This is a genomic window from Pseudomonas sp. R1-7, from assembly GCF_051132105.1.
Classification (GTDB): domain Bacteria; phylum Pseudomonadota; class Gammaproteobacteria; order Pseudomonadales; family Pseudomonadaceae; genus Aquipseudomonas.
Window position 1 is genome coordinate 4,972,709 of the sequence record NZ_CP071661.1, and the last position, 18,243, is coordinate 4,990,951.

An 18,243-nucleotide genomic window follows, 5' to 3' on the forward strand; every position below is an offset into this window, starting at 1 on the left:
AAAGGGCCGATTTTTCCATCGGCCCACTTCTTCTTCGGCTCCGTCTGTTTCAGTATGGATACACCCTGTTTCGAGGGGCCCACGCTGAAAAGGATCTGAGCATGTTCAAACTCGCCGTACTTCCTCTCGCCGCCCTGGCCTTGAGCGCCACCGCCCAAGCCGCCGACATCGATGTAAACCTTGGCAGCACCGAACGCGTCACCCGTCTCTTCGCTTATCCCAACAACTGCAACGTCATTTGTTTTCGCGACTGGACACTGGAACAGACCGTCGAGCATTACCTGACCCAAAGCGTGCAGCGCGACGGCTACGACGCGGCCAAGGTCAGCGTCAAAAGCGACAACGGCACCGTCTACGCCAACATCAGCGGCGTGCCGAAGAGCTATGGCCAACCGCTGAAGGCCCTGCTCGATGCCGGCGACCTTGCGTACAACGGCGCCACCAAACTCAACAACGACAAGAAATGGGCCTACAACTGGTACTTGTTCCTACCGTTGGGCATGGCCTTGGACAACCGCAAGAGTGTCGAGCTGCTGCACTTCCCGCCGGATTATTCCCTGACCCAGGCCCAGGATTACCTCGAGTCGGCCACCACCGATCGCTGGGCCACGCTGCTGACCGTCAATGGCATCGCCGCGCCAAACACGCCCGCTTACCAGACCATCATCGACATCGCGCCCATCGCGGCACCGTCCAACGCGGGCAGCACACTGGCGGGGCTCTACAGTTACTTCAACGATTACCAGACCACCATGGTTTCCCAGGTTACCCGGTCCTCAAGCGGCGCCGCGTTGCCAATGGTGGCCTTCGGCGCGCCCGTCCGGGACTGGATCAAGACCCAGTACGGCCCGACCGTGAATGTGCTCGGCCTGGCGACCATTACAACTGGCAGCGGGACCAAGGTTCCGGTGCTCGGCTCCAACCACCCCAGCTACATCTGGTATGCCGCTGACCCGGACAGCTACGACGGTGATCAGGCCAAGGCCGACGCCGCCGGCTTGAAAGTCATGGGCCAGGACCTGAGCGCCGCCTGCTGGCAAGCCGGAATGGGCAGCAAGCCAGGCACCGACCCGAGCACATTGCTGAACCAGTGCACGCAAACCTGGCAGGTGACGCAAAAGGAGAAGACTTGCGAGTTGTTCTACACCTCGGTTCGTAAACTGAGCGAGGCGGATGCGCAGAAGAAATGTGCGACAGCACCGGTCAAATCGGAACTGCAGCAGCTGAAAGTGCCGATGCCATTGCCTGCCGAAGCCGTGTAGAGACTGCCAAGCGTTCCCGTGTAAGCCACCGCTCACACGGGAATGTGCTTATGGCACCTGTCAGAGTCGACAGTAGAAACCGCCCGCCGTTTGGCGGAAGCTATCGGGGTTTTTAACAACCGTTGGCAGGACGCCATCGCTGCAAAGTCGAGTGCCTGGCACCGACAAGGATTGTCATGAACACGTTTAAAGCTGGTCGCGCTGCTCCCAGGAGTCGGGCCTGCATTTACCTGGAAACCCAACTCAGCAGTCAACAGGGTTATCCCTCAGTGCACGATTTCGAAGTGCATCAGACGAAAGACGGACGCGGCAACGGAATCGTCGCACGGAAGCAATTCGCCGCCATGACGCGAATGTGCAGGGTTTCGGGATTGCTGGTCAGTCGCCGACGCCTGCATACATTGCAGGTCCTGCCGAATGTTCACATGTACGACCCACACTTCGCCGGGCTGCTGCTGCATTCGTGCAACCCGAACGTCTTTCTGGACATGAGCGAACTGTGGCTATGGTCCCTGACCGACATCCGAGAAGGCGATTGCCTGACGATGGACTACGCCAGTACCGAACAGAAGCTGTATCGGCAATTCGCCTGCCGGTGCGGCTCGTCCAACTGTCACGGCTGGATTACCGGCTATGACGAATCGCCGAACGAGCAAGGAATGGAATTCCTGCGTCACTGGCGGCGTCGTTGTCATCGCGACTGAAACGCCCTATTTCAGGGTGCATCTACCGGGCGCAAACGATATTGCGGCGGCAACTGCTCGAAACCGCTGATCGTGGTGTCCAGGCTTTTCCAGCGGCCATCCTTGATGCCGTAGATGCAGCCATGAATCGACAACTTCTGCCCTCGGTGCCAGGCGTTCTGCACAATGCTGGTGTGGCCAACATTCGCCACCTGCTGGATTACGTTGAGTTCGCACAAGCGGTCCACGCGCTCTTCTTCGGTGGGCAGCTTGGCCAACGCATCGCGATGCTCATAGTACAAGTCGCGAATCGAGCGCAGCCAGCCATCGATCAGGCCCAACTGGCGGTCCTGCATCGAAGCACGCACACCGCCGCAGCCATAGTGCCCCGTCACCAGGATGTGCTTGACCTTGAGCACATCGACCGCGTACTGGATGACCGAGAGGCAGTTCAGGTCGGTGTGCAACACCACGTTGGCAACGTTGCGGTGCACAAACAGATCACCCGGCAACATGCCGACGATTTCGTTGGCCGGCACCCGCGCATCGGAACAGCCGATCCACAGGTATTCAGGGGTCTGCTGACGAGCCAGCTTGGCGAAGAAGTCAGGATCCTCCTGCTTGATCGCATCGGCCCAGCGCGCGTTGTTATCAATCAGATCTTGTAATTCATTCATGCTGTCCAGCCTCGATAGAGAGTGCGCAACTGTGACAGACGACCGCCGGTCGAGGTCACGTCGGCAATGCATTGGAATTCCTGGCCCCGCTTTCGGTCGACTCCTAGTAAGGCCCACAGTAGGAGGAATTGCCATGAATGATTCACGACGTCCCTACGATGCGGTGCAACCGGAACCCATCGACGACAACGAAGACCGCATGGGCTCGATGCGTGAGCTGGAATTCGATGACGATGAATACGACGCCAGGATCGGAGATGAATTGCCGGAGGACGAACGCGAGCAACTGATGCCGGATGAGCGTGTGCGTGAAGCGGGCATGACGGGGGCCTCGATGGACGACCGCCAACCGACCGACGATGACATGAGCCCTGAAACCCTGATCCGCGAAGACGGCGCCCGGGACGCCCAAGAGGCCGGCGAGGATGAACAGGCCGACTGGGACCTGAGCGTCGTGGGTGAAAACGATATAGGGGGAGGCGATGGGCTGGACGAAGCGGAAATGGCTGATATCGATCCGCTCGATGGCAAGCGTTGACCAGTAACCGCCACCGCTCCCACTGGATTTCGTGTCCACAGGCCTTGAGTGCGCCACTGATCTTGTGGGAGCGAGCTTGCTCGCGATGGCGGCAGTCCAGTCGAATCAATCCACCAAGGTACACGCCATGACCACCGCATCCTCGCGCCCACCCACTGCAGGGTAATAATCGCGCCGGCGCCCAACCTCGTTGAAGCCATAGCGCTCATACAGCCGGAACGCCGTGCGGTTGCTGTCGCGTACTTCCAGGAAGCACTCACGCGCCTCTGCCTTGTAGGCGATCGACATCAAATGCTCCAACAGCCGCAGGCCAAGGCCCCGCCCCTGGTTTTCCGGTTTGACCGTGATGTTGAGCAGGTGCGCCTCATCCAGAATGATCTGCACCACCCCATGACCCACCTGTTGCTCGCCTTCGAACATCAGCCAGATCTGGTATTTGCCCAGCCCATCAAGAAATATCCCACGGGTCCAGGGATGACTGTAGGCCGCGAATTCAATCTTCAGCACAGCGTCGAGGTCAGCCTCGGTCATCGGGCGGAACGATACAGCGTCACTCATTCGATTCTTTCCAGCGCGCCATCAGCCGGCGCATGGCTTGCCAGACGTCAGCCTTGTGCTGTGGCGTTTCCATTAAGAGTTCCAGCCCGGGCAACGCCCAGGCCGAGCCCAGGCCTTCGACCTGCAGCTCGCGGTTGAACGCCTCGGCATCCGCCTCCCCGGCAAACCTTACCGCCGGCAGACCGATCAACCACAGGCACACGCAGGGCTCGTCTTCGAGCCGCGCCGAAACGAAGCCCTGGACGAAATCACGCGCCGCCTCTGGCCCTTGGTCCATCGTACCCCGTGACAACAACGGCCAACGCACCGGTTCGCCAATGATCTGCGGGCTGTCCGGCAGGCCGGCGGCGCGCAGCATGTCCTTGAGCAGCAGGTAAGCGGGATCGCGGCTTTGGAACGGCTCGCCTGTGGGTAACTCCACCAGCAACAGGCAGCGCCCGGCGCGCAGCAATTGCAGGGCGAAGCGCGGCGGCGGCACGTGGGCGACCTTGACCGGGGCAGGCGCTTCGTCGGCTTCTTCTACCGGTTTGGCATTCGTCCGGGTCGAGGCCAGGCTCGGACGCGGGACTTCGATTTTCGGCCGCTCGGCGGCAGGCGCAACCGGTTCGGCAACGGTCTTGGCCACAGGCGCCACCACTGCCGGCGCAACTTCCTCCGGTTCGGGCGCATCCAGCAGCTCGGGCCGCGACGGGGCGGCGAACGGCAATTCGGTACGCGGCAGCCAGTTGACCACCTGCATGGCGGTCAGATAGGCGCGGCGACGGGACTCGATAAGCAAGGGTCGGCCACTTGTGGATAACTGAAAGTGGAAGGGATTCTACCGTCCTTCGGCGCGGATCGCTTCCCTGTCGCTTCATTAGTTGTTCAATAGACGACGACAGTCCGTCCAAGGGGTGAATCGCAACCGGCCCGATGCAGTACAATCGCCGCTTTTAATTGCCAACCCGACGGCCATTGCGATGATCGAACCCAAGCGCGTCTTGCGCGCCCTCGCTGAACACTGGGCATTGCTGGAACCTTTGTGCGAGCACTTCGACCAGGGCACCCTGAGCCTCAACGAATTGCGTTCACAGCTGGCCGCCCAACAACTGGACAGCACGCCCCAGGACATTACCCACCTGCTGGACGTGTGGATCCGCCTGGATATCCTCGTGCCGGTGGCGAAAAGCCCGAACCGTTTCGAGCTCAATGCCCAGATCCATGACTTCCTCGCTTACCTGCGCCGCGAGCACCGCCTGGGCCTGTGCCTGGAGATCGAAGCCTACCTGCGGCACCTCGAGCGCCTGGCCGGCTACATCCAGGACGCCTTCGACGTGCGCGACGGCAATGACCTGGCCCGCCAGTTGCGCCTGCTGGACATGCGCGTGCGCGACGTCCTCAAAAAACTCGCCAACGACGAACAGGCCCTGGTGGCAGTGGCCGAACGGGCCAAGACCAGCGACCGGCAGATCCCGCTGCGCCAGCGCTACGCCGAAGTACTGGCGACCTGGGACGAATACGTCGAGCCGATGATCCAGTTGGTGAACGCCGACGGCGCCTTCGAGCAAGGCGTGCGCAAAGTCGAGAACGTACTGTTGCGCATGCTCACCGAACAGCAACGCCTCGGCCACTTGGTGGACGACGACATGCTGCTGCGCACCCACGCGCGCATCCTGGAGATGCAGACCAGCGCCCAGTTGACCCTGCGTCATGCCCGGGAATTGCTGCTGCCGCTGCGCGAAGAGGCCCGCCGGCACAACGCCGTGACCCGTGGCGCGGCGCTGGCCCTGGCCGCCATTCGCCGCAAGGGCATCGATGCCGTGCCGCAAGCCGCCATGCCGCTGTTCACCCGTCCGCAAAGTACGTTTTTGGGCAGCGCCAGCCAGGTCGAGGCCTATGTCTATGCCCTGGCCCGTTTCGAGCCGAAACCGGCACGCTTCCCCAAGTCCCACAAGACCCACAAGGGCGGCGATGCGCCGCGTGCGCCACGCACCGTGCGCGAGATGGTCGAGCGTTGCGAAGACGCCCTGCCGATGCCGGACTTGATGACCTGGCTGCTGGAGCAAGAGCCGGACGGCGCCACCGACGAATTGCTGTACTGGTTCTCGCGCCTGTCGCGGGAAAAACGCTTCAAGCGCGAGCGTCTGGAGCGCCGCGAATACCACACTCACGAGCATCAGGTCAGCCTGCGCTCCTTCGCCCTGCTCTCGGCCGGCGACACCGCCGCCGAGGATTCTGCGAGCATCCCCCATGCATCTTGATCTATCCGAACTGTCCCAGCTGGCGCCGATCTTCCGCGAGCTGTTCAAGGGTTATCACGTCAGCCGCCGCGACCCGGAGCTGTACGCGCAACTGTCGAACTTCCAGGACCAATACCGCACGCTGTTCAAGGCCCTGGGCTTCGAGCTGGTGTGCGACACACGTGGCTTCTACTACTTCGTGCCGGACCTGGCCGCCGCCGCAGTGAACAAGACCGCCCAGCGCCTGGCTCTGTTCACCTTCATTCTGGTCGAGCACCTGGCCGACCAGGGCCGCGACCCGATCGCTGTGCTCGACGGCGGCAGCCTGGGCCGCGATGAACTGCCTTCATTGCTGGAGAAATACCGCGACCTGTTCATCCAGGCCGAAGTGCAGACCCAGGAAGAGCTGGAAGAAAAAATCATGCGACGCATGACCCAACTGGGTTTTGCCAGCGAAGAGAACGGCGTGTACCGCTTCCTGCCGCCGATGCATCGCTTCCTCGATGTCTGCCTGTCCGTCCAGCAGGACCGCGACCTGGCCGCCAGCCTGCACAGCGTGCTGCCGTTGCCGGCGCCGGTGCTGATCGACGAAGACAGCGATGAAAAACTGCTGCAGACCGATGATCCGCTGGACCTCAGCGAATTCGAGGGTGAAAGCGAAGAAGACGCACTGGCCCGCGCCATTGCCGAAGAACAGGAGACCGACGCATGAGCAAGGAACGCTACGGCATCCGCCGCTTTGCCCTTTTGAACACCGCCGGCTACAGCCTCGGTTTGTTTCCCCTGGAAGAACCGCTGTCGGTGTATGGCGCGAACAATCTGGGTAAATCCGCCTCGATCAACGCCTTGCAGTTCCCGATCCTGGCGCGCATGTCGGACATGAGCTTCGGCAAGTACAGCCTGGAACAATCCCGGCGCTTCTACTTTGCCTCGGACACCAGCTACATCCTGGTGGAAGTCGCCCTGCCCCACGGCCCGCACGTGATTGGCGTGGTCGGTCGCGGCCCTGGCGGCGGTTTCGGTCACCAGTTCTTTGCCTATGCCGGCAAACTGGACCTGGCCCATTATCAGAAAGACGACACCTGCCTGCGTCAGAAAGAGCTGTTCACCAATCTGGAGCGCGAAGGCCTGAAAGCCTACGAACTCAAGCCCGATGAACTGCGCCGCCTGTTGGTGGGTGGCCACACCTCGATCCCGCTGGACCTGACGCTGATCCCGCTGCGTTCCACCAGTGAGCAAAGCCTCAAGACCTTCCGCGCCCTGTTCATCAACCTGCTGCACATGCGCGAAATCACCGCGGCCAAGCTCAAGCAACTGTTCCTCGACGCGTTCGAGCACAGCCTGCGCTCCGGTAGCGTGGACTACATCGCCGCGTGCGAAGAAGCCTTCCGCGACGTACGACGCATGGAGCAGGACTACAACTCCCTGGTGGCGGCCGGTCCGCTGGTGGAAGCCTTGGCCAATGGCGTGAAACAGCGCGATGTCCTGCGGGGCAAACTGCATCGCCTCTCGCCGTTGCTCGACTCACTGCTGGGCACTTGGTCGGACTACGCCAGCGCGCGCAAGGAAGAGCTGACCCTCCAGGCCGAACATTATCGCAACGAGCAGGACTCGCTGCAGAACGACCAGCGCGGCGGCACCCAGGAGCTGATGCGCCTGGAGCGGGAAATCAGTGGCATCCAGCGTTGGCTCGGCGAGCTGTCGGTGCTCAAGCATCGCTTTGCCCTGGTGGACGACGTCAAGGTCCTGGAACAGCAACTGCTCGCCGCCAAGGACGCCCACGACGAATTGGCCGGCGCGTTGGCCCAGTCCCGGCAATTCAGCGCCGAAGACCTGGAAGAACGCCTGCGGGACCTGGAAAAGCGCCTGAAGTCGGTCAAGCAACAACTCGATCACGCCGACAACAACAGCTACGCCCGTCTGCGCGAGGAATTCTCGCAACAGGACGTCGAACGCCTGATGCGCCTGTTCAACAGCGCCCTGTTCAGCCTGCCACTGGGTGAGCACGGCATCGCGCTGGATGAAAACGGCGAGTGGGTCAAATCCATGGAGCTGATCCTGGACGGCTTCAAGGGCGAGCGCTTCGAAGTGCCGGGCCTGTCCATCGACCTGTCCCACATCGAGCCTCCCGCCCTGCAAGCCCTGGCCGACCGCGCTGCGCTGCGCGATCAGAAAGAACGGTTGGAAAAAGAGCTCAAGCAGCTCAAGACCCAGCAAGCCGTGGCCGCCGACCGCGCCGCCAGCAAGACCCAGACCGAGGCGCTGTACCAGCAGGTTCTCGACGCGCAGAAAGCCCTGGAAGATTTCCGGCGCACCCAGACCTTGAGCGCCGAAGAGGGCGAGAAACTCGAGCAACTGGCGCAGATGGAAGCCGCCCAGGACGAACTCAAGCGCTCCAGCGATGCCTTCACCGAACGCGTCCAGCAATTGTCCGCCAAGTTGCAACTGGTGGGCCGGCAGATCGCCGATATGGAAGCCAAGCAGCGCACCCTCGACGACGCCTTGCGCCGTCGTCAATTGCTGCCCGCGGACCTGCCGTTCGGCACGCCGTTCATGGACCCGGTCGACGATTCCATGGACAACCTGCTGCCGCTGCTCAACGACTACCAGGACAGCTGGCAAGGCTTGCTGCGAGTCGACGGCCAGATCGAAGCGCTGTATGCCCAGGTGCGACTCAAGGGCGTGGCCAAGTTCGACAGCGAAGACGACATGGAGCGGCGCCTGCAACTGCTGATCAACGCCTATGCCCACCGCACCGACGAGGCCCTGACCCTGGGCAAGGCGCGCCGTGCGGCGGTGACCGACATCGCCCGGACCTTGCGCAACATCCGCAGCGATTACGACAGCCTCGAACACCAACTGGCGCTGTTCAACCGCGAGATCAACAAGCGCCAGGTGTCCAACCTGCAGAGCTTCCGTATCGTCCTGGCGCCGAACAAGGAAGCGCTCAAGCACATCGACCAGATCATCCACAGCGCCGGCCAGTACGAGGAAGGCGAGACGCTGTCGGTGTTCGACCTCAGCCAGAGTGCCGAGCAGGACAACAAGAACGAAGAAGCCAAGGAATACCTGGCGCGGCTGGTGGCGGCGAACCACAACCAGCTCGGCCTAAAGGACCTGTTCGAACTGGCGTTCGAGATCACCAAGGTCAACGGCCAGCCCGTGATCCATACCGACATCGACGGAGCGGCGTCCAACGGCACCACCATGACCATCAAGGCGCTGACCAACATGTATTTGTTGCTGCACTTGATGGACCGCGAACAGGCCGGTCGCGTGCGCCTGCCGTACTATCTCGACGAAGCGGCAGACATCGACGAGAAAAACCAGGCCGCACTGTTGGAAACCAGCCTGCAGCTGGGCTTCGTGCCGATCCTGGCCAGTGTGAAGCCGCAAGTCTGCGCCAGTGTCGCTATCGACCTGGAAGGCGGCAGCGGCCCGAACGGCATCTACATCGATGAGGCGGACTGGAAGTACATCCGTCGCCACGATGCGGTGAAGGCCACGATGAACGTCCAGGCCGATGAGCCGGAGCTGGATGCGGTTTGAAGTGATTAGCTGGATGTGAAAAAGGCCGCGATCCATTGGATCGCGGCCTTTTTGTTATCACTGTCTCGTCCTGAATAAGGTTTACACCTTCTGACCTATCCTCAGGAGGAACCAATGGATTCAGGAAAAAAGCGCAGTCAGCGTGATTACACGCTGAGCTTTAAATTGGCGGTCGTCGATCAGGTTGAAAAGGGCGAACTGAGTTATAAAGAGGCTCAACGGCGTTATGGGATCCAGGGCCGGTCGACTGTGTTGGTGTGGTTACGCAAGCATGGACGGCAGGACTGGAGCCAAGGCGCCTCCATTCGTGCCCAGAGGAACCGACCGATGGCCGAGCCAAATTTGCCGCTGACACCAGAGCAGCGAATCAAGGAGCTGGAAGAAAAGCTGGCCCTTGCCAACCAGAAAGCCCAATTTTTTGAAGCTGTCGTTGACGTGCTGAAGAACGATTACGGTGTTTCTGTCGTAAAAAAGCGATCCGGCAAGTCCTCAGCCAAGGGCAAATAGAAGACCTGAGTGTTACCAGGGCTTGCCAGTTTCTGGGCATCTCACGGCAGGCGTATTACAAGCGCAATCGAGCTTACGACGCGCGAGCTAGCCACGCGCAAAAGGTGCTGGGGTTTGTGCTGGAGACACGCCTTGAAATGCCCCGGTTGGGCACCCGCAAGCTGCATGGCCTTATGAAATCCGAACCTGAACTGACGCAAACGGTAGGCCGAGATCGGTTGTTCGATATTTTGCGGGATCATCGACAACTGGTCCCACGCAAACGCGCTTATCACAAGACGACCGACAGTCATCATCGCTTCCATCGACATCCAAATCGGCTCAAGCCCGGCCCTGACCAGGTCACTGCCACCGGCCCGGAACAGGTCTGGGTGGCGGATATAACCTATTTACCGACCGAGCAAAGCGTCGCTTACGTAAGTCTGATCACTGATGCGTTCTCGCGCAAAATAGTCGGCCATCATGTGCATGAAAGCCTGCATACCGAGTCAGTCATCCTGGCGATGAGAAAAGCTCTTCGACACCGAAGAACCAATCAGCCGCTGGTACATCACTCCGATCGGGGCTCGCAATACTGCTCTGATCTCTATCAAAAGCTGCACGCCAAGCATGGCGTCATGTGTTCGATGACTGATGGCTACGACTGCTACCAAAATGCTCTAGCGGAACGAGTGAATGGGATTCTGAAAACAGAATTTCTTTTACACCGTCCCAAAGACCTTGCCCAAGCCAAGCGCATGGTTGAGGAATCGATAGAAATCTATAACCGTAAGCGACCTCATCTGGCCCTGAAATACAAAACGCCCGATGCGGTGCATCGGGCGTTTTGAGACTGAAACAGGTGTAAACCTATTTCAGGACTAGACACACATCCCTGTGGCGAGGGAGCCTGCTTCCCGCCACAGGATCACATCCAAATAGCTTACTTGCCGAGACTGATCTTCGGCGCCCAGGTCAGCCATTCATCTTCAAACTTGTCGAACAGTGGGAAGGTTTGCTCCGGTCGTGCCGGGTTGCCCATCCGCTCGCCATCCGGCGTTGCAAAAGCGATACCGCCCTGGATCAGCGTCTCCAGCGATTCGGTCCGCACCGTCGCGCCTTTGAACAGGCCGAAGTCCAGGCCGAAGCCGCTGCTGTTCCAGAAACGTGTACCGCTGCGCACCAATGGTGCGTATTTGGGCTCGATCAGGATATGTATCAGCACCCGGTCCGCCGTCTGGCCCAGCTCGTATCCCGTGACCTTGCCGACGGTCACTTCGCGGTAGGTCACCGGGACGCCAATCTTCAACGAACCACGCCGGGCCGCACTCAACACGAGGCTCAAGCCCGCCTCAGGCACGGCATTTTCGGGTGGCTCAGCCAAAGCCACGAAGTGTTTCTGTGGACCCAGGCTTTTCGGCGAGGGTTGCACTTCGATGTACTGCCCGGTCACCAGCGTTTCCAGGTTGGAGGTCTTCATCAAACCCAACTCTGGCTTGACCACCCAGAACTGAGTCCCGGTGCGGGCGATACGCTCCGGCACTTCGGTGATACGTGCGGTGACCAGCACGGACTGCATGTCGGCGCTCAGGTCGACGTCCTCGATCTTGCCCACATCCAAGCCCTTGAACCGGATCGGCGTGCCGCTGCGCAAACCGTCGGCACGATCGACTTTGATCGTCACGACGGTGCCTCGTTGCTGCGCGGCTTCACGATCCTCGTGCAAACGGAAGCGTGGGATGCGTCGTTTCAGCGGCACGTTGGGCTCCGGTGTTTCGAAAGCGATCCCGCCGGCCATCAAGCTTTGCAGGGATTCGCTCTTGACCTGGATCCCGCCGGTCAAACCACCCGTGAGGGTGACGCCGCTGGCGTTCCAGAATCGCGTGGAGCCGTTGACCAGTCCTTCGTATTCCTTCTCGATGTGCACACCTATGATCAACTGCTTCTTCTTGCGCGAGAACTGATAGCTCTGCACCGACCCGACCTTTACCTGCTTGTAGAGGATCGGGCTACCGACCTCCAGCGAACCGAGATTCTCGGTCAACAAGACCAGATGCAGCCCGGGTGAACGCAGGTCCAACGGCGGCGCCTTCGCCCTCGCTTCGAACTCCCGCTGCGGCGCTCCGCCTTTGTCGCCCGGGCGCACGGCAATGTAGTTGCCCTTGACCAACGCTTCCAGGCCCGTGATGCCCGCCAGGGAAATCGATGGCTTGACGACCCAGAACTGAGCACCGGCGACCAGATAATCTTCGGCCAACGGATCGAGCGTCAGCTCGGCGCTTGCGCTGGACAGGTCCGGATCGACCTTCAACGTCTTCAGGCTGCCGACCTGGATGCCCTTGTACATCACTGGCGTACGGCCAGCCTGTAACCCTTCGAAGTCGCTGAGCTTGACCTTGACGCGAATCCCGGCGGCGGCAGCCTCAAAATCTTCATACAGGCGAAATGGCAGGCTAGGGTCCGTCGGGGGACTGTCCTTGCGGTTTTCCGGCGTGGCAAACGCGATGCCGCCCGCCACGATACTGGCCAGCGACTCGCTGCGCACTTTGACGCCCGACAGGTTGGCGTCAATGCTGATGCCGCTGGCGTTCCAGAAGCGCGTGTGCTTGCGGACCAGGCTGGCATAGGTCGGCTCAATGAAAACCTTGACCTCTACCGTGCGTTGGTCCTCTGACAGTGAGTAACTTTTCACTTGCCCGACCTGGATCTGCTTGTAAAAGACCGGGCTGCCACGGTCCAGCGACCCCAGTCGATCGGCTTTGATCGTCAAGTGCAGGCCAGGCTTGGCATCAGAAAGCGGTGGCTCTTCGGCCAAGGCCTTGAATTTGCGAGTCGACTCGCCTTCCCCGGGGCTGATCGCCACGTAATTGCCGGAAACCAGCGTCTCCAGGCCGGTAATCCCTGCCAGGCTTACGCTTGGTTTGACCAGCCAGAAACGTGTGCCGGTCTTGAGGTACTGGTCGACGTCCTTGTTCATCTCGATGGTGGCGATGACCCCTTTCGAATTGCCCTGATCATCGAGCGTGAGGTCTTTCACCTTACCGACCGTCATCCCTTTGTAGACGACCTCAGTCTTGTTGACCTGAATGCCTTCACCGCTTTCAAAACGCACATTGATTTCGATACCGGTCTCGTTATAAGCCCGCCAGCCAAGCCAGCCGCCAATGATCAAGGCAATCAACGGCAGGACCCAGATGGCCGACCAGTTCGAAGCCGGTCGGGTTTTAGCAGTAGGCAAATCAGTCATGGTCGTCATCCGACTCCGTGTTATCCCAAATCAGTCGGGGATCGAAGGTTACTGCGGCAATCATTGTCAAAATCACTACGCTGGCAAATGCGATGGCGCCAAGACCGGCTTCGACACTGGCAAGCCGACCGAAATTCACCACAGCCACCAAAATGGCAATTACAAAAATATCCAGCATCGACCAGCGGCCGATGAATTCGATAAAGCGGTACATGAGGATGCGCTGGCGCGCCGACATGGGTTGGTGACGTTGCACGGACAATAACAACAACGCAATACCGACCAACTTGAAGGTGGGCACTACGATACTGGCGATGAATACCACCGCGGCAATGGGAATCATGCCGTGCTGAACCAACTCGATCACACCCGCCATGATGGTGCTTGGCGCGCCCTGGCCTAACGAGTTGATGGTCATGATCGGCAGGACATTGGCAGGGATATAGATAATGGCCGCCGTGATCAACAATGCCCAGGTCCTCATCAAACTGTTCGGACGACGAGGGTGAATCCGAGCGCCGCAGCGAGAGCAGACTTGCGTCTCGGCGTCGGCGTCGTGTCGATTCAATTCATGGCATTCAGTACAGACCAGAATGCCCGCATCAATTGCTCGCATGGGCATCTTCTTCCGATAGCGCCTGCCAGATCTGGTGCGGTGACATCACCACCTCCAGCCATACCTGAATCAGCAACAGGCTGACAAAGCACACCAGGCCCAGCCCCACGGTGATCGCTGCCATGTCTGCAAGCTTGACGATGGCAACCAGCACGCCCATGAGATAAACCTCAAGCATTCCCCAATCCCTTAGATGGTGATAAATGCGATACAACAACAAACCGTAACTTCTTCCGATGTTCCAGCGAATGGTCAACAGTACAACCAACTGGCAAAGCAACTTCAGCAGCGGAACGCCCATGCTGCACAGGAAAACCACCACCGACACACCTTGCATCCCCGTATCGAACAAGCCGACCACGCCACTCCAAACGGTATCCTGGGAGGATTGCCCAAGCAGATTAAGCTGCATGATGGGTAAGAAGTTCGCGGGAATGAACAACAGCAGAGCGGCAATCACCAAGGCAAGACTGCGATCAATTACGTTGTGCCGGTGGGCGTAGAGCTCATATCCACAGCGCGGGCATTCGGCCTTTTCACCATGTGCCAACTGAGGCTTGCGCATCAGCAGGTCACACTCATGACACGCTACCAGATCGCTCAAAGGTAGATCTGACAACCTATCAATGTCTGACGGATCGGGCATAAACAGCTCTGGCTCAACTAAGATAGGGCTATTCTAGTGCTGCGGCTCAAAAATAACTGCGCAAATTTAACATGAGCTATCGCAGATTTTATGGCAGCCAAAACAAAACCCCTACCTGCATCAGCAGATAGGGGTTTCGGAATTTAATCTTGACGATGACCTACTCTCACATGGGGAAACCCCACACTACCATCGGCGATGCATCGTTTCACTGCTGAGTTCGGGATGGGATCAGGTGGTTCCAATGCTCTATGGTCGTCAAGAAATTCGGGTACTGAGTCGTGGCCTGACGGCCTCGCTTCAGCAAATTGGGTATGTGACAGCTTTCGGTGTTTTGTGAGCCTCGAACTTTCGGTTCATTTCGTCTTCACACACCGCAATCTGGCCTCTTTCGAGTCTACAGATTGCTTGGGTGTTATATGGTCAAGCCTCACGGGCAATTAGTACAGGTTAGCTCAACGCCTCACAGCGCTTACACACCCTGCCTATCAACGTCGTAGTCTTCGACGGCCCTTCAGGGAGCTCAAGGCTCCAGTGAGATCTCATCTTGAGGCAAGTTTCCCGCTTAGATGCTTTCAGCGGTTATCTTTTCCGAACATAGCTACCCGGCAATGCCACTGGCGTGACAACCGGAACACCAGAGGTTCGTCCACTCCGGTCCTCTCGTACTAGGAGCAGCCCCTCTCAAATCTCAAACGTCCACGGCAGATAGGGACCGAACTGTCTCACGACGTTCTAAACCCAGCTCGCGTACCACTTTAAATGGCGAACAGCCATACCCTTGGGACCGGCTTCAGCCCCAGGATGTGATGAGCCGACATCGAGGTGCCAAACACCGCCGTCGATATGAACTCTTGGGCGGTATCAGCCTGTTATCCCCGGAGTACCTTTTATCCGTTGAGCGATGGCCCTTCCATACAGAACCACCGGATCACTAAGACCTACTTTCGTACCTGCTCGACGTGTCTGTCTCGCAGTCAAGCGCGCTTTTGCCTTTATACTCTACGACCGATTTCCGACCGGTCTGAGCGCACCTTCGTACTCCTCCGTTACTCTTTAGGAGGAGACCGCCCCAGTCAAACTACCCACCATACACTGTCCTCGATCCGGATAACGGACCTGAGTTAGAACCTCAAAGTTGCCAGGGTGGTATTTCAAGGATGGCTCCACGCAGACTGGCGTCCACGCTTCAAAGCCTCCCACCTATCCTACACAAGCAAATTCAAAGTCCAGTGCAAAGCTATAGTAAAGGTTCACGGGGTCTTTCCGTCTAGCCGCGGATACACTGCATCTTCACAGCGATTTCAATTTCACTGAGTCTCGGGTGGAGACAGCGCCGCCATCGTTACGCCATTCGTGCAGGTCGGAACTTACCCGACAAGGAATTTCGCTACCTTAGGACCGTTATAGTTACGGCCGCCGTTTACCGGGGCTTCGATCAAGAGCTTCGCGTTAGCTAACCCCATCAATTAACCTTCCGGCACCGGGCAGGCGTCACACCCTATACGTCCACTTTCGTGTTTGCAGAGTGCTGTGTTTTTAATAAACAGTCGCAGCGGCCTGGTATCTTCGACCGGCGTGGGCTTACGCAGCAAGTGCTTCACCCTCACCGGCGCACCTTCTCCCGAAGTTACGGTGCCATTTTGCCTAGTTCCTTCACCCGAGTTCTCTCAAGCGCCTTGGTATTCTCTACCCAACCACCTGTGTCGGTTTGGGGTACGGTTCCTGGTTACCTGAAGCTTAGAAGCTTTTCTTGGAAGCATGGCATCAACCACTTCGTCACCCAAAGGGTAACTCGTCATCAGCTCTCGGCCTTGAAATCCCGGATTTACCTAAGATTCCAGCCTACCACCTTAAACTTGGACAACCAACGCCAAGCTGGCCTAGCCTTCTCCGTCCCTCCATCGCAATAACCAGAAGTACAGGAATATTAACCTGTTTTCCATCGACTACGCTTTTCAGCCTCGCCTTAGGGACCGACTAACCCTGCGTCGATTAACGTTGCGCAGGAAACCTTGGTCTTTCGGCGTGGGTGTTTTTCACACCCATTGTCGTTACTCATGTCAGCATTCGCACTTCTGATACCTCCAGCAAGCTTCTCAACTCACCTTCACAGGCTTACAGAACGCTCCTCTACCGCATCACTTACGTGATACCCGTAGCTTCGGTGTATGGTTTGAGCCCCGTTACATCTTCCGCGCAGGCCGACTCGACTAGTGAGCTATTACGCTTTCTTTAAAGGGTGGCTGCTTCTAAGCCAACCTCCTAGCTGTCTAAGCCTTCCCACATCGTTTCCCACTTAACCATAACTTTGGGACCTTAGCTGACGGTCTGGGTTGTTTCCCTTTTCACGACGGACGTTAGCACCCGCCGTGTGTCTCCCATGCTCGGCACTTGTAGGTATTCGGAGTTTGCATCGGTTTGGTAAGTCGGGATGACCCCCTAGCCGAAACAGTGCTCTACCCCCTACAGTGATACATGAGGCGCTACCTAAATAGCTTTCGAGGAGAACCAGCTATCTCCGAGCTTGATTAGCCTTTCACTCCGATCCACAGGTCATCCGCTAACTTTTCAACGGTAGTCGGTTCGGTCCTCCAGTCAGTGTTACCTAACCTTCAACCTGCCCATGGATAGATCGCCCGGTTTCGGGTCTATTCCCAGCGACTAGACGCCCTATTAAGACTCGCTTTCGCTACGCCTCCCCTATTCGGTTAAGCTCGCCACTGAAAATAAGTCGCTGACCCATTATACAAAAGGTACGCAGTCACCCAACAAAGTGGGCTCCCACTGCTTGTACGCATACGGTTTCAGGATCTATTTCACTCCCCTCTCCGGGGTTCTTTTCGCCTTTCCCTCACGGTACTAGTTCACTATCGGTCAGTCAGTAGTATTTAGCCTTGGAGGATGGTCCCCCCATATTCAGACAAAGTTTCTCGTGCTCCGTCCTACTCGATTTCACTTCTAAGATCCTTTCGCGTACAGGGCTATCACCCACTATGGCCGCACTTTCCAGAGCGTTCCGCTAAAATCAAAGAAGCTTAAGGGCTAGTCCCCGTTCGCTCGCCACTACTAAGGGAATCTCGGTTGATTTCTTTTCCTCAGGGTACTTAGATGTTTCAGTTCCCCTGGTTCGCCTCTTGCACCTATGTATTCAGTACAAGATAACCATCTTATGATGGCTGGGTTCCCCCATTCAGACATCTCCGGATCAAAGTCTGTTTGCCGACTCCCCGAAGCTTTTCGCAGGCTACCACGTCTTTCATCGCCTCTGACTGCCAAGGCATCCACCGTATGCGCTTCTTCACTTGACCATATAACCCCAAGCAATCTGGTTATACTGTGAAGACGACATTCGCCGAAAATTCGATTTGACTCCAAAGAGCCAATCACAAATTTTACCTTAGCCTGATCCGTTACCAGTGAAAGTAACGTTCAGTCTATCTTTCTATCACATACCCAAATTTTTAAAGAACGATCTAATCAAAAGACTAGAAATCAACATTCATCACCCTGTTGGTGGAATGCTCATTTCTAAGCTTTAAACGTTGGAACCAATCTGTAATGGTGGAGCCAAGCGGGATCGAACCGCTGACCTCCTGCGTGCAAGGCAGGCGCTCTCCCAGCTGAGCTATGGCCCCGTATCGCTACAGGGGACACCATGAAATTGGTGGGTCTGGGCAGATTCGAACTGCCGACCTCACCCTTATCAGGGGTGCGCTCTAACCAACTGAGCTACAGACCCAATCGTCTTCTTCAATGAAT

General features: G+C 58.1%; 13 protein-coding genes, 2 tRNA genes and 2 rRNA genes. 7 read left to right on the forward strand and 10 right to left on the reverse strand.

What is annotated here, in order from left to right; genetic code table 11:
* Positions 1-101: 101 nt before the first annotated feature.
* Both J3P79_RS22330 and J3P79_RS22335 read left to right on the forward strand, forming a co-directional pair.
* Positions 102-1,262, forward strand: coding sequence for a hypothetical protein (locus J3P79_RS22330; protein WP_045156961.1), 1,161 nt, complete (start codon positions 102-104; stop codon positions 1,260-1,262).
* Positions 1,263-1,438: 176 nt separating this feature from the next.
* Entirely contained in the window at positions 1,439-1,966 is a 528-nt protein-coding gene (locus tag J3P79_RS22335) for a lysine methyltransferase (protein ID WP_434605715.1), read from the forward strand.
* A gap of 11 nt (positions 1,967-1,977) precedes the next feature.
* Here the strand turns inward: J3P79_RS22335 and can are convergent, their stop codons facing one another.
* Positions 1,978-2,622, reverse strand: a complete 645-nt coding sequence (can, locus tag J3P79_RS22340; RefSeq protein ID WP_039594546.1) for a carbonate dehydratase — start codon at positions 2,620-2,622, stop codon at positions 1,978-1,980.
* Positions 2,623-2,755: 133 nt separating this feature from the next.
* Between can and J3P79_RS22345 the strand changes: the two genes are divergently transcribed.
* The gene (locus tag J3P79_RS22345; protein ID WP_039594545.1) at positions 2,756-3,160 is read left to right on the forward strand and encodes a hypothetical protein; all 405 of its coding nucleotides are present in this window, start codon (positions 2,756-2,758) and stop codon (positions 3,158-3,160) included.
* Between the two features lie 105 nt (positions 3,161-3,265).
* Here the strand turns inward: J3P79_RS22345 and rimI are convergent, their stop codons facing one another.
* On the reverse strand, positions 3,266-3,718 hold the full coding sequence (gene rimI / locus J3P79_RS22350; RefSeq protein ID WP_434605716.1) for a ribosomal protein S18-alanine N-acetyltransferase: 453 nt from the start codon (positions 3,716-3,718) through the stop codon (positions 3,266-3,268).
* Positions 3,711-4,496 carry an energy transducer TonB gene (locus tag J3P79_RS22355; protein ID WP_434605717.1) on the reverse strand — a complete coding sequence of 262 codons (786 nt, stop codon included), beginning with the start codon at positions 4,494-4,496 and terminating at the stop codon, positions 3,711-3,713. The genes rimI and J3P79_RS22355 overlap by 8 nt, the downstream gene beginning before the upstream one ends.
* A 181-nt stretch (positions 4,497-4,677) precedes the next feature.
* Here J3P79_RS22355 and mksB point away from each other — a divergent pair, with 181 nt between their 5' ends.
* The 4 genes from mksB (at position 4,678) to J3P79_RS22375 (ending at position 10,823) form a co-directional block, all read left to right on the forward strand.
* Positions 4,678-5,958, forward strand: coding sequence for an Mks condensin complex protein MksB (gene mksB / locus J3P79_RS22360; protein WP_039594542.1), 1,281 nt, complete (start codon positions 4,678-4,680; stop codon positions 5,956-5,958).
* Positions 5,948-6,649 (forward strand): Mks condensin complex protein MksE, encoded by a 702-nt coding sequence (gene mksE, locus J3P79_RS22365; RefSeq protein WP_014340217.1) that lies wholly within the window; start codon positions 5,948-5,950, stop codon positions 6,647-6,649. The genes mksB and mksE overlap by 11 nt, the downstream gene beginning before the upstream one ends.
* Complete coding sequence (gene mksF / locus J3P79_RS22370; protein WP_434605718.1) at positions 6,646-9,486, forward strand: Mks condensin complex protein MksF; 2,841 nt, start codon at positions 6,646-6,648, stop codon at positions 9,484-9,486. Before mksE ends, mksF begins: the two co-directional genes overlap by 4 nt.
* 114 nt (positions 9,487-9,600) lie before the next feature.
* Positions 9,601-10,823, forward strand: a protein-coding gene (locus tag J3P79_RS22375; RefSeq protein ID WP_434604220.1) for an IS3 family transposase whose coding sequence is annotated in 2 segments (ribosomal slippage) — positions 9,601-9,952 and positions 9,952-10,823 — 1,224 coding nt in all. Because the reading frame shifts where the segments join, the coding sequence is not laid out codon by codon here.
* 92 nt (positions 10,824-10,915) lie between these two features.
* On the opposite strand, the gene J3P79_RS22380 is transcribed toward J3P79_RS22375, so the two are convergent.
* The 7 genes from J3P79_RS22380 to J3P79_RS22410 all read right to left on the reverse strand — a co-directional run bounded on the left by J3P79_RS22380 (position 10,916) and on the right by J3P79_RS22410 (position 18,223).
* Positions 10,916-13,219, reverse strand: a complete 2,304-nt coding sequence (locus J3P79_RS22380) for an MlaD family protein (protein WP_434605719.1) — start codon at positions 13,217-13,219, stop codon at positions 10,916-10,918.
* The gene (locus J3P79_RS22385; RefSeq protein WP_434605720.1) at positions 13,212-13,835 is read right to left on the reverse strand and encodes a paraquat-inducible protein A; all 624 of its coding nucleotides are present in this window, start codon (positions 13,833-13,835) and stop codon (positions 13,212-13,214) included. Before J3P79_RS22385 ends, J3P79_RS22380 begins: the two co-directional genes overlap by 8 nt.
* Complete coding sequence (locus J3P79_RS22390) at positions 13,822-14,481, reverse strand: paraquat-inducible protein A (RefSeq protein ID WP_434605721.1); 660 nt, start codon at positions 14,479-14,481, stop codon at positions 13,822-13,824. Before J3P79_RS22390 ends, J3P79_RS22385 begins: the two co-directional genes overlap by 14 nt.
* Before the next feature lie 147 nt (positions 14,482-14,628).
* Positions 14,629-14,744: ribosomal RNA gene (gene rrf, locus J3P79_RS22395) — 5S ribosomal RNA — on the reverse strand.
* Between the two features lie 156 nt (positions 14,745-14,900).
* Positions 14,901-17,792 (reverse strand): 23S ribosomal RNA (locus J3P79_RS22400).
* A 251-nt stretch (positions 17,793-18,043) separates the two neighbouring features.
* Positions 18,044-18,119 (reverse strand) — tRNA-Ala (locus tag J3P79_RS22405).
* 27 nt (positions 18,120-18,146) lie between these two features.
* Positions 18,147-18,223 (reverse strand) — tRNA-Ile (locus tag J3P79_RS22410).
* Between the last annotated feature and the right edge of the window lie 20 nt (positions 18,224-18,243).

What these genes read in the sequence shown, in the direction of transcription:
- J3P79_RS22330 (WP_045156961.1), top strand. Translation starts at nt 102, where the DNA reads ATGTTCAAACTCGCCGTACTTCCTCTCGCCGCCCTGGCCTTGAGCGCC.
- J3P79_RS22335 (WP_434605715.1), top strand. Translation starts at nt 1,439, where the DNA reads ATGAACACGTTTAAAGCTGGTCGCGCTGCTCCCAGGAGTCGGGCCTGC.
- can (WP_039594546.1), bottom strand. Translation starts at nt 2,622, where the DNA reads ATGAATGAATTACAAGATCTGATTGATAACAACGCGCGCTGGGCCGAT.
- J3P79_RS22345 (WP_039594545.1), top strand. Translation starts at nt 2,756, where the DNA reads ATGAATGATTCACGACGTCCCTACGATGCGGTGCAACCGGAACCCATC.
- rimI (WP_434605716.1), bottom strand. Translation starts at nt 3,718, where the DNA reads ATGAGTGACGCTGTATCGTTCCGCCCGATGACCGAGGCTGACCTCGAC.
- mksB (WP_039594542.1), top strand. Translation starts at nt 4,678, where the DNA reads ATGATCGAACCCAAGCGCGTCTTGCGCGCCCTCGCTGAACACTGGGCA.
- mksE (WP_014340217.1), top strand. Translation starts at nt 5,948, where the DNA reads ATGCATCTTGATCTATCCGAACTGTCCCAGCTGGCGCCGATCTTCCGC.
- mksF (WP_434605718.1), top strand. Translation starts at nt 6,646, where the DNA reads ATGAGCAAGGAACGCTACGGCATCCGCCGCTTTGCCCTTTTGAACACC.
- J3P79_RS22380 (WP_434605719.1), bottom strand. Translation starts at nt 13,219, where the DNA reads ATGACTGATTTGCCTACTGCTAAAACCCGACCGGCTTCGAACTGGTCG.
- J3P79_RS22385 (WP_434605720.1), bottom strand. Translation starts at nt 13,835, where the DNA reads ATGCGAGCAATTGATGCGGGCATTCTGGTCTGTACTGAATGCCATGAA.
- J3P79_RS22390 (WP_434605721.1), bottom strand. Translation starts at nt 14,481, where the DNA reads ATGCCCGATCCGTCAGACATTGATAGGTTGTCAGATCTACCTTTGAGC.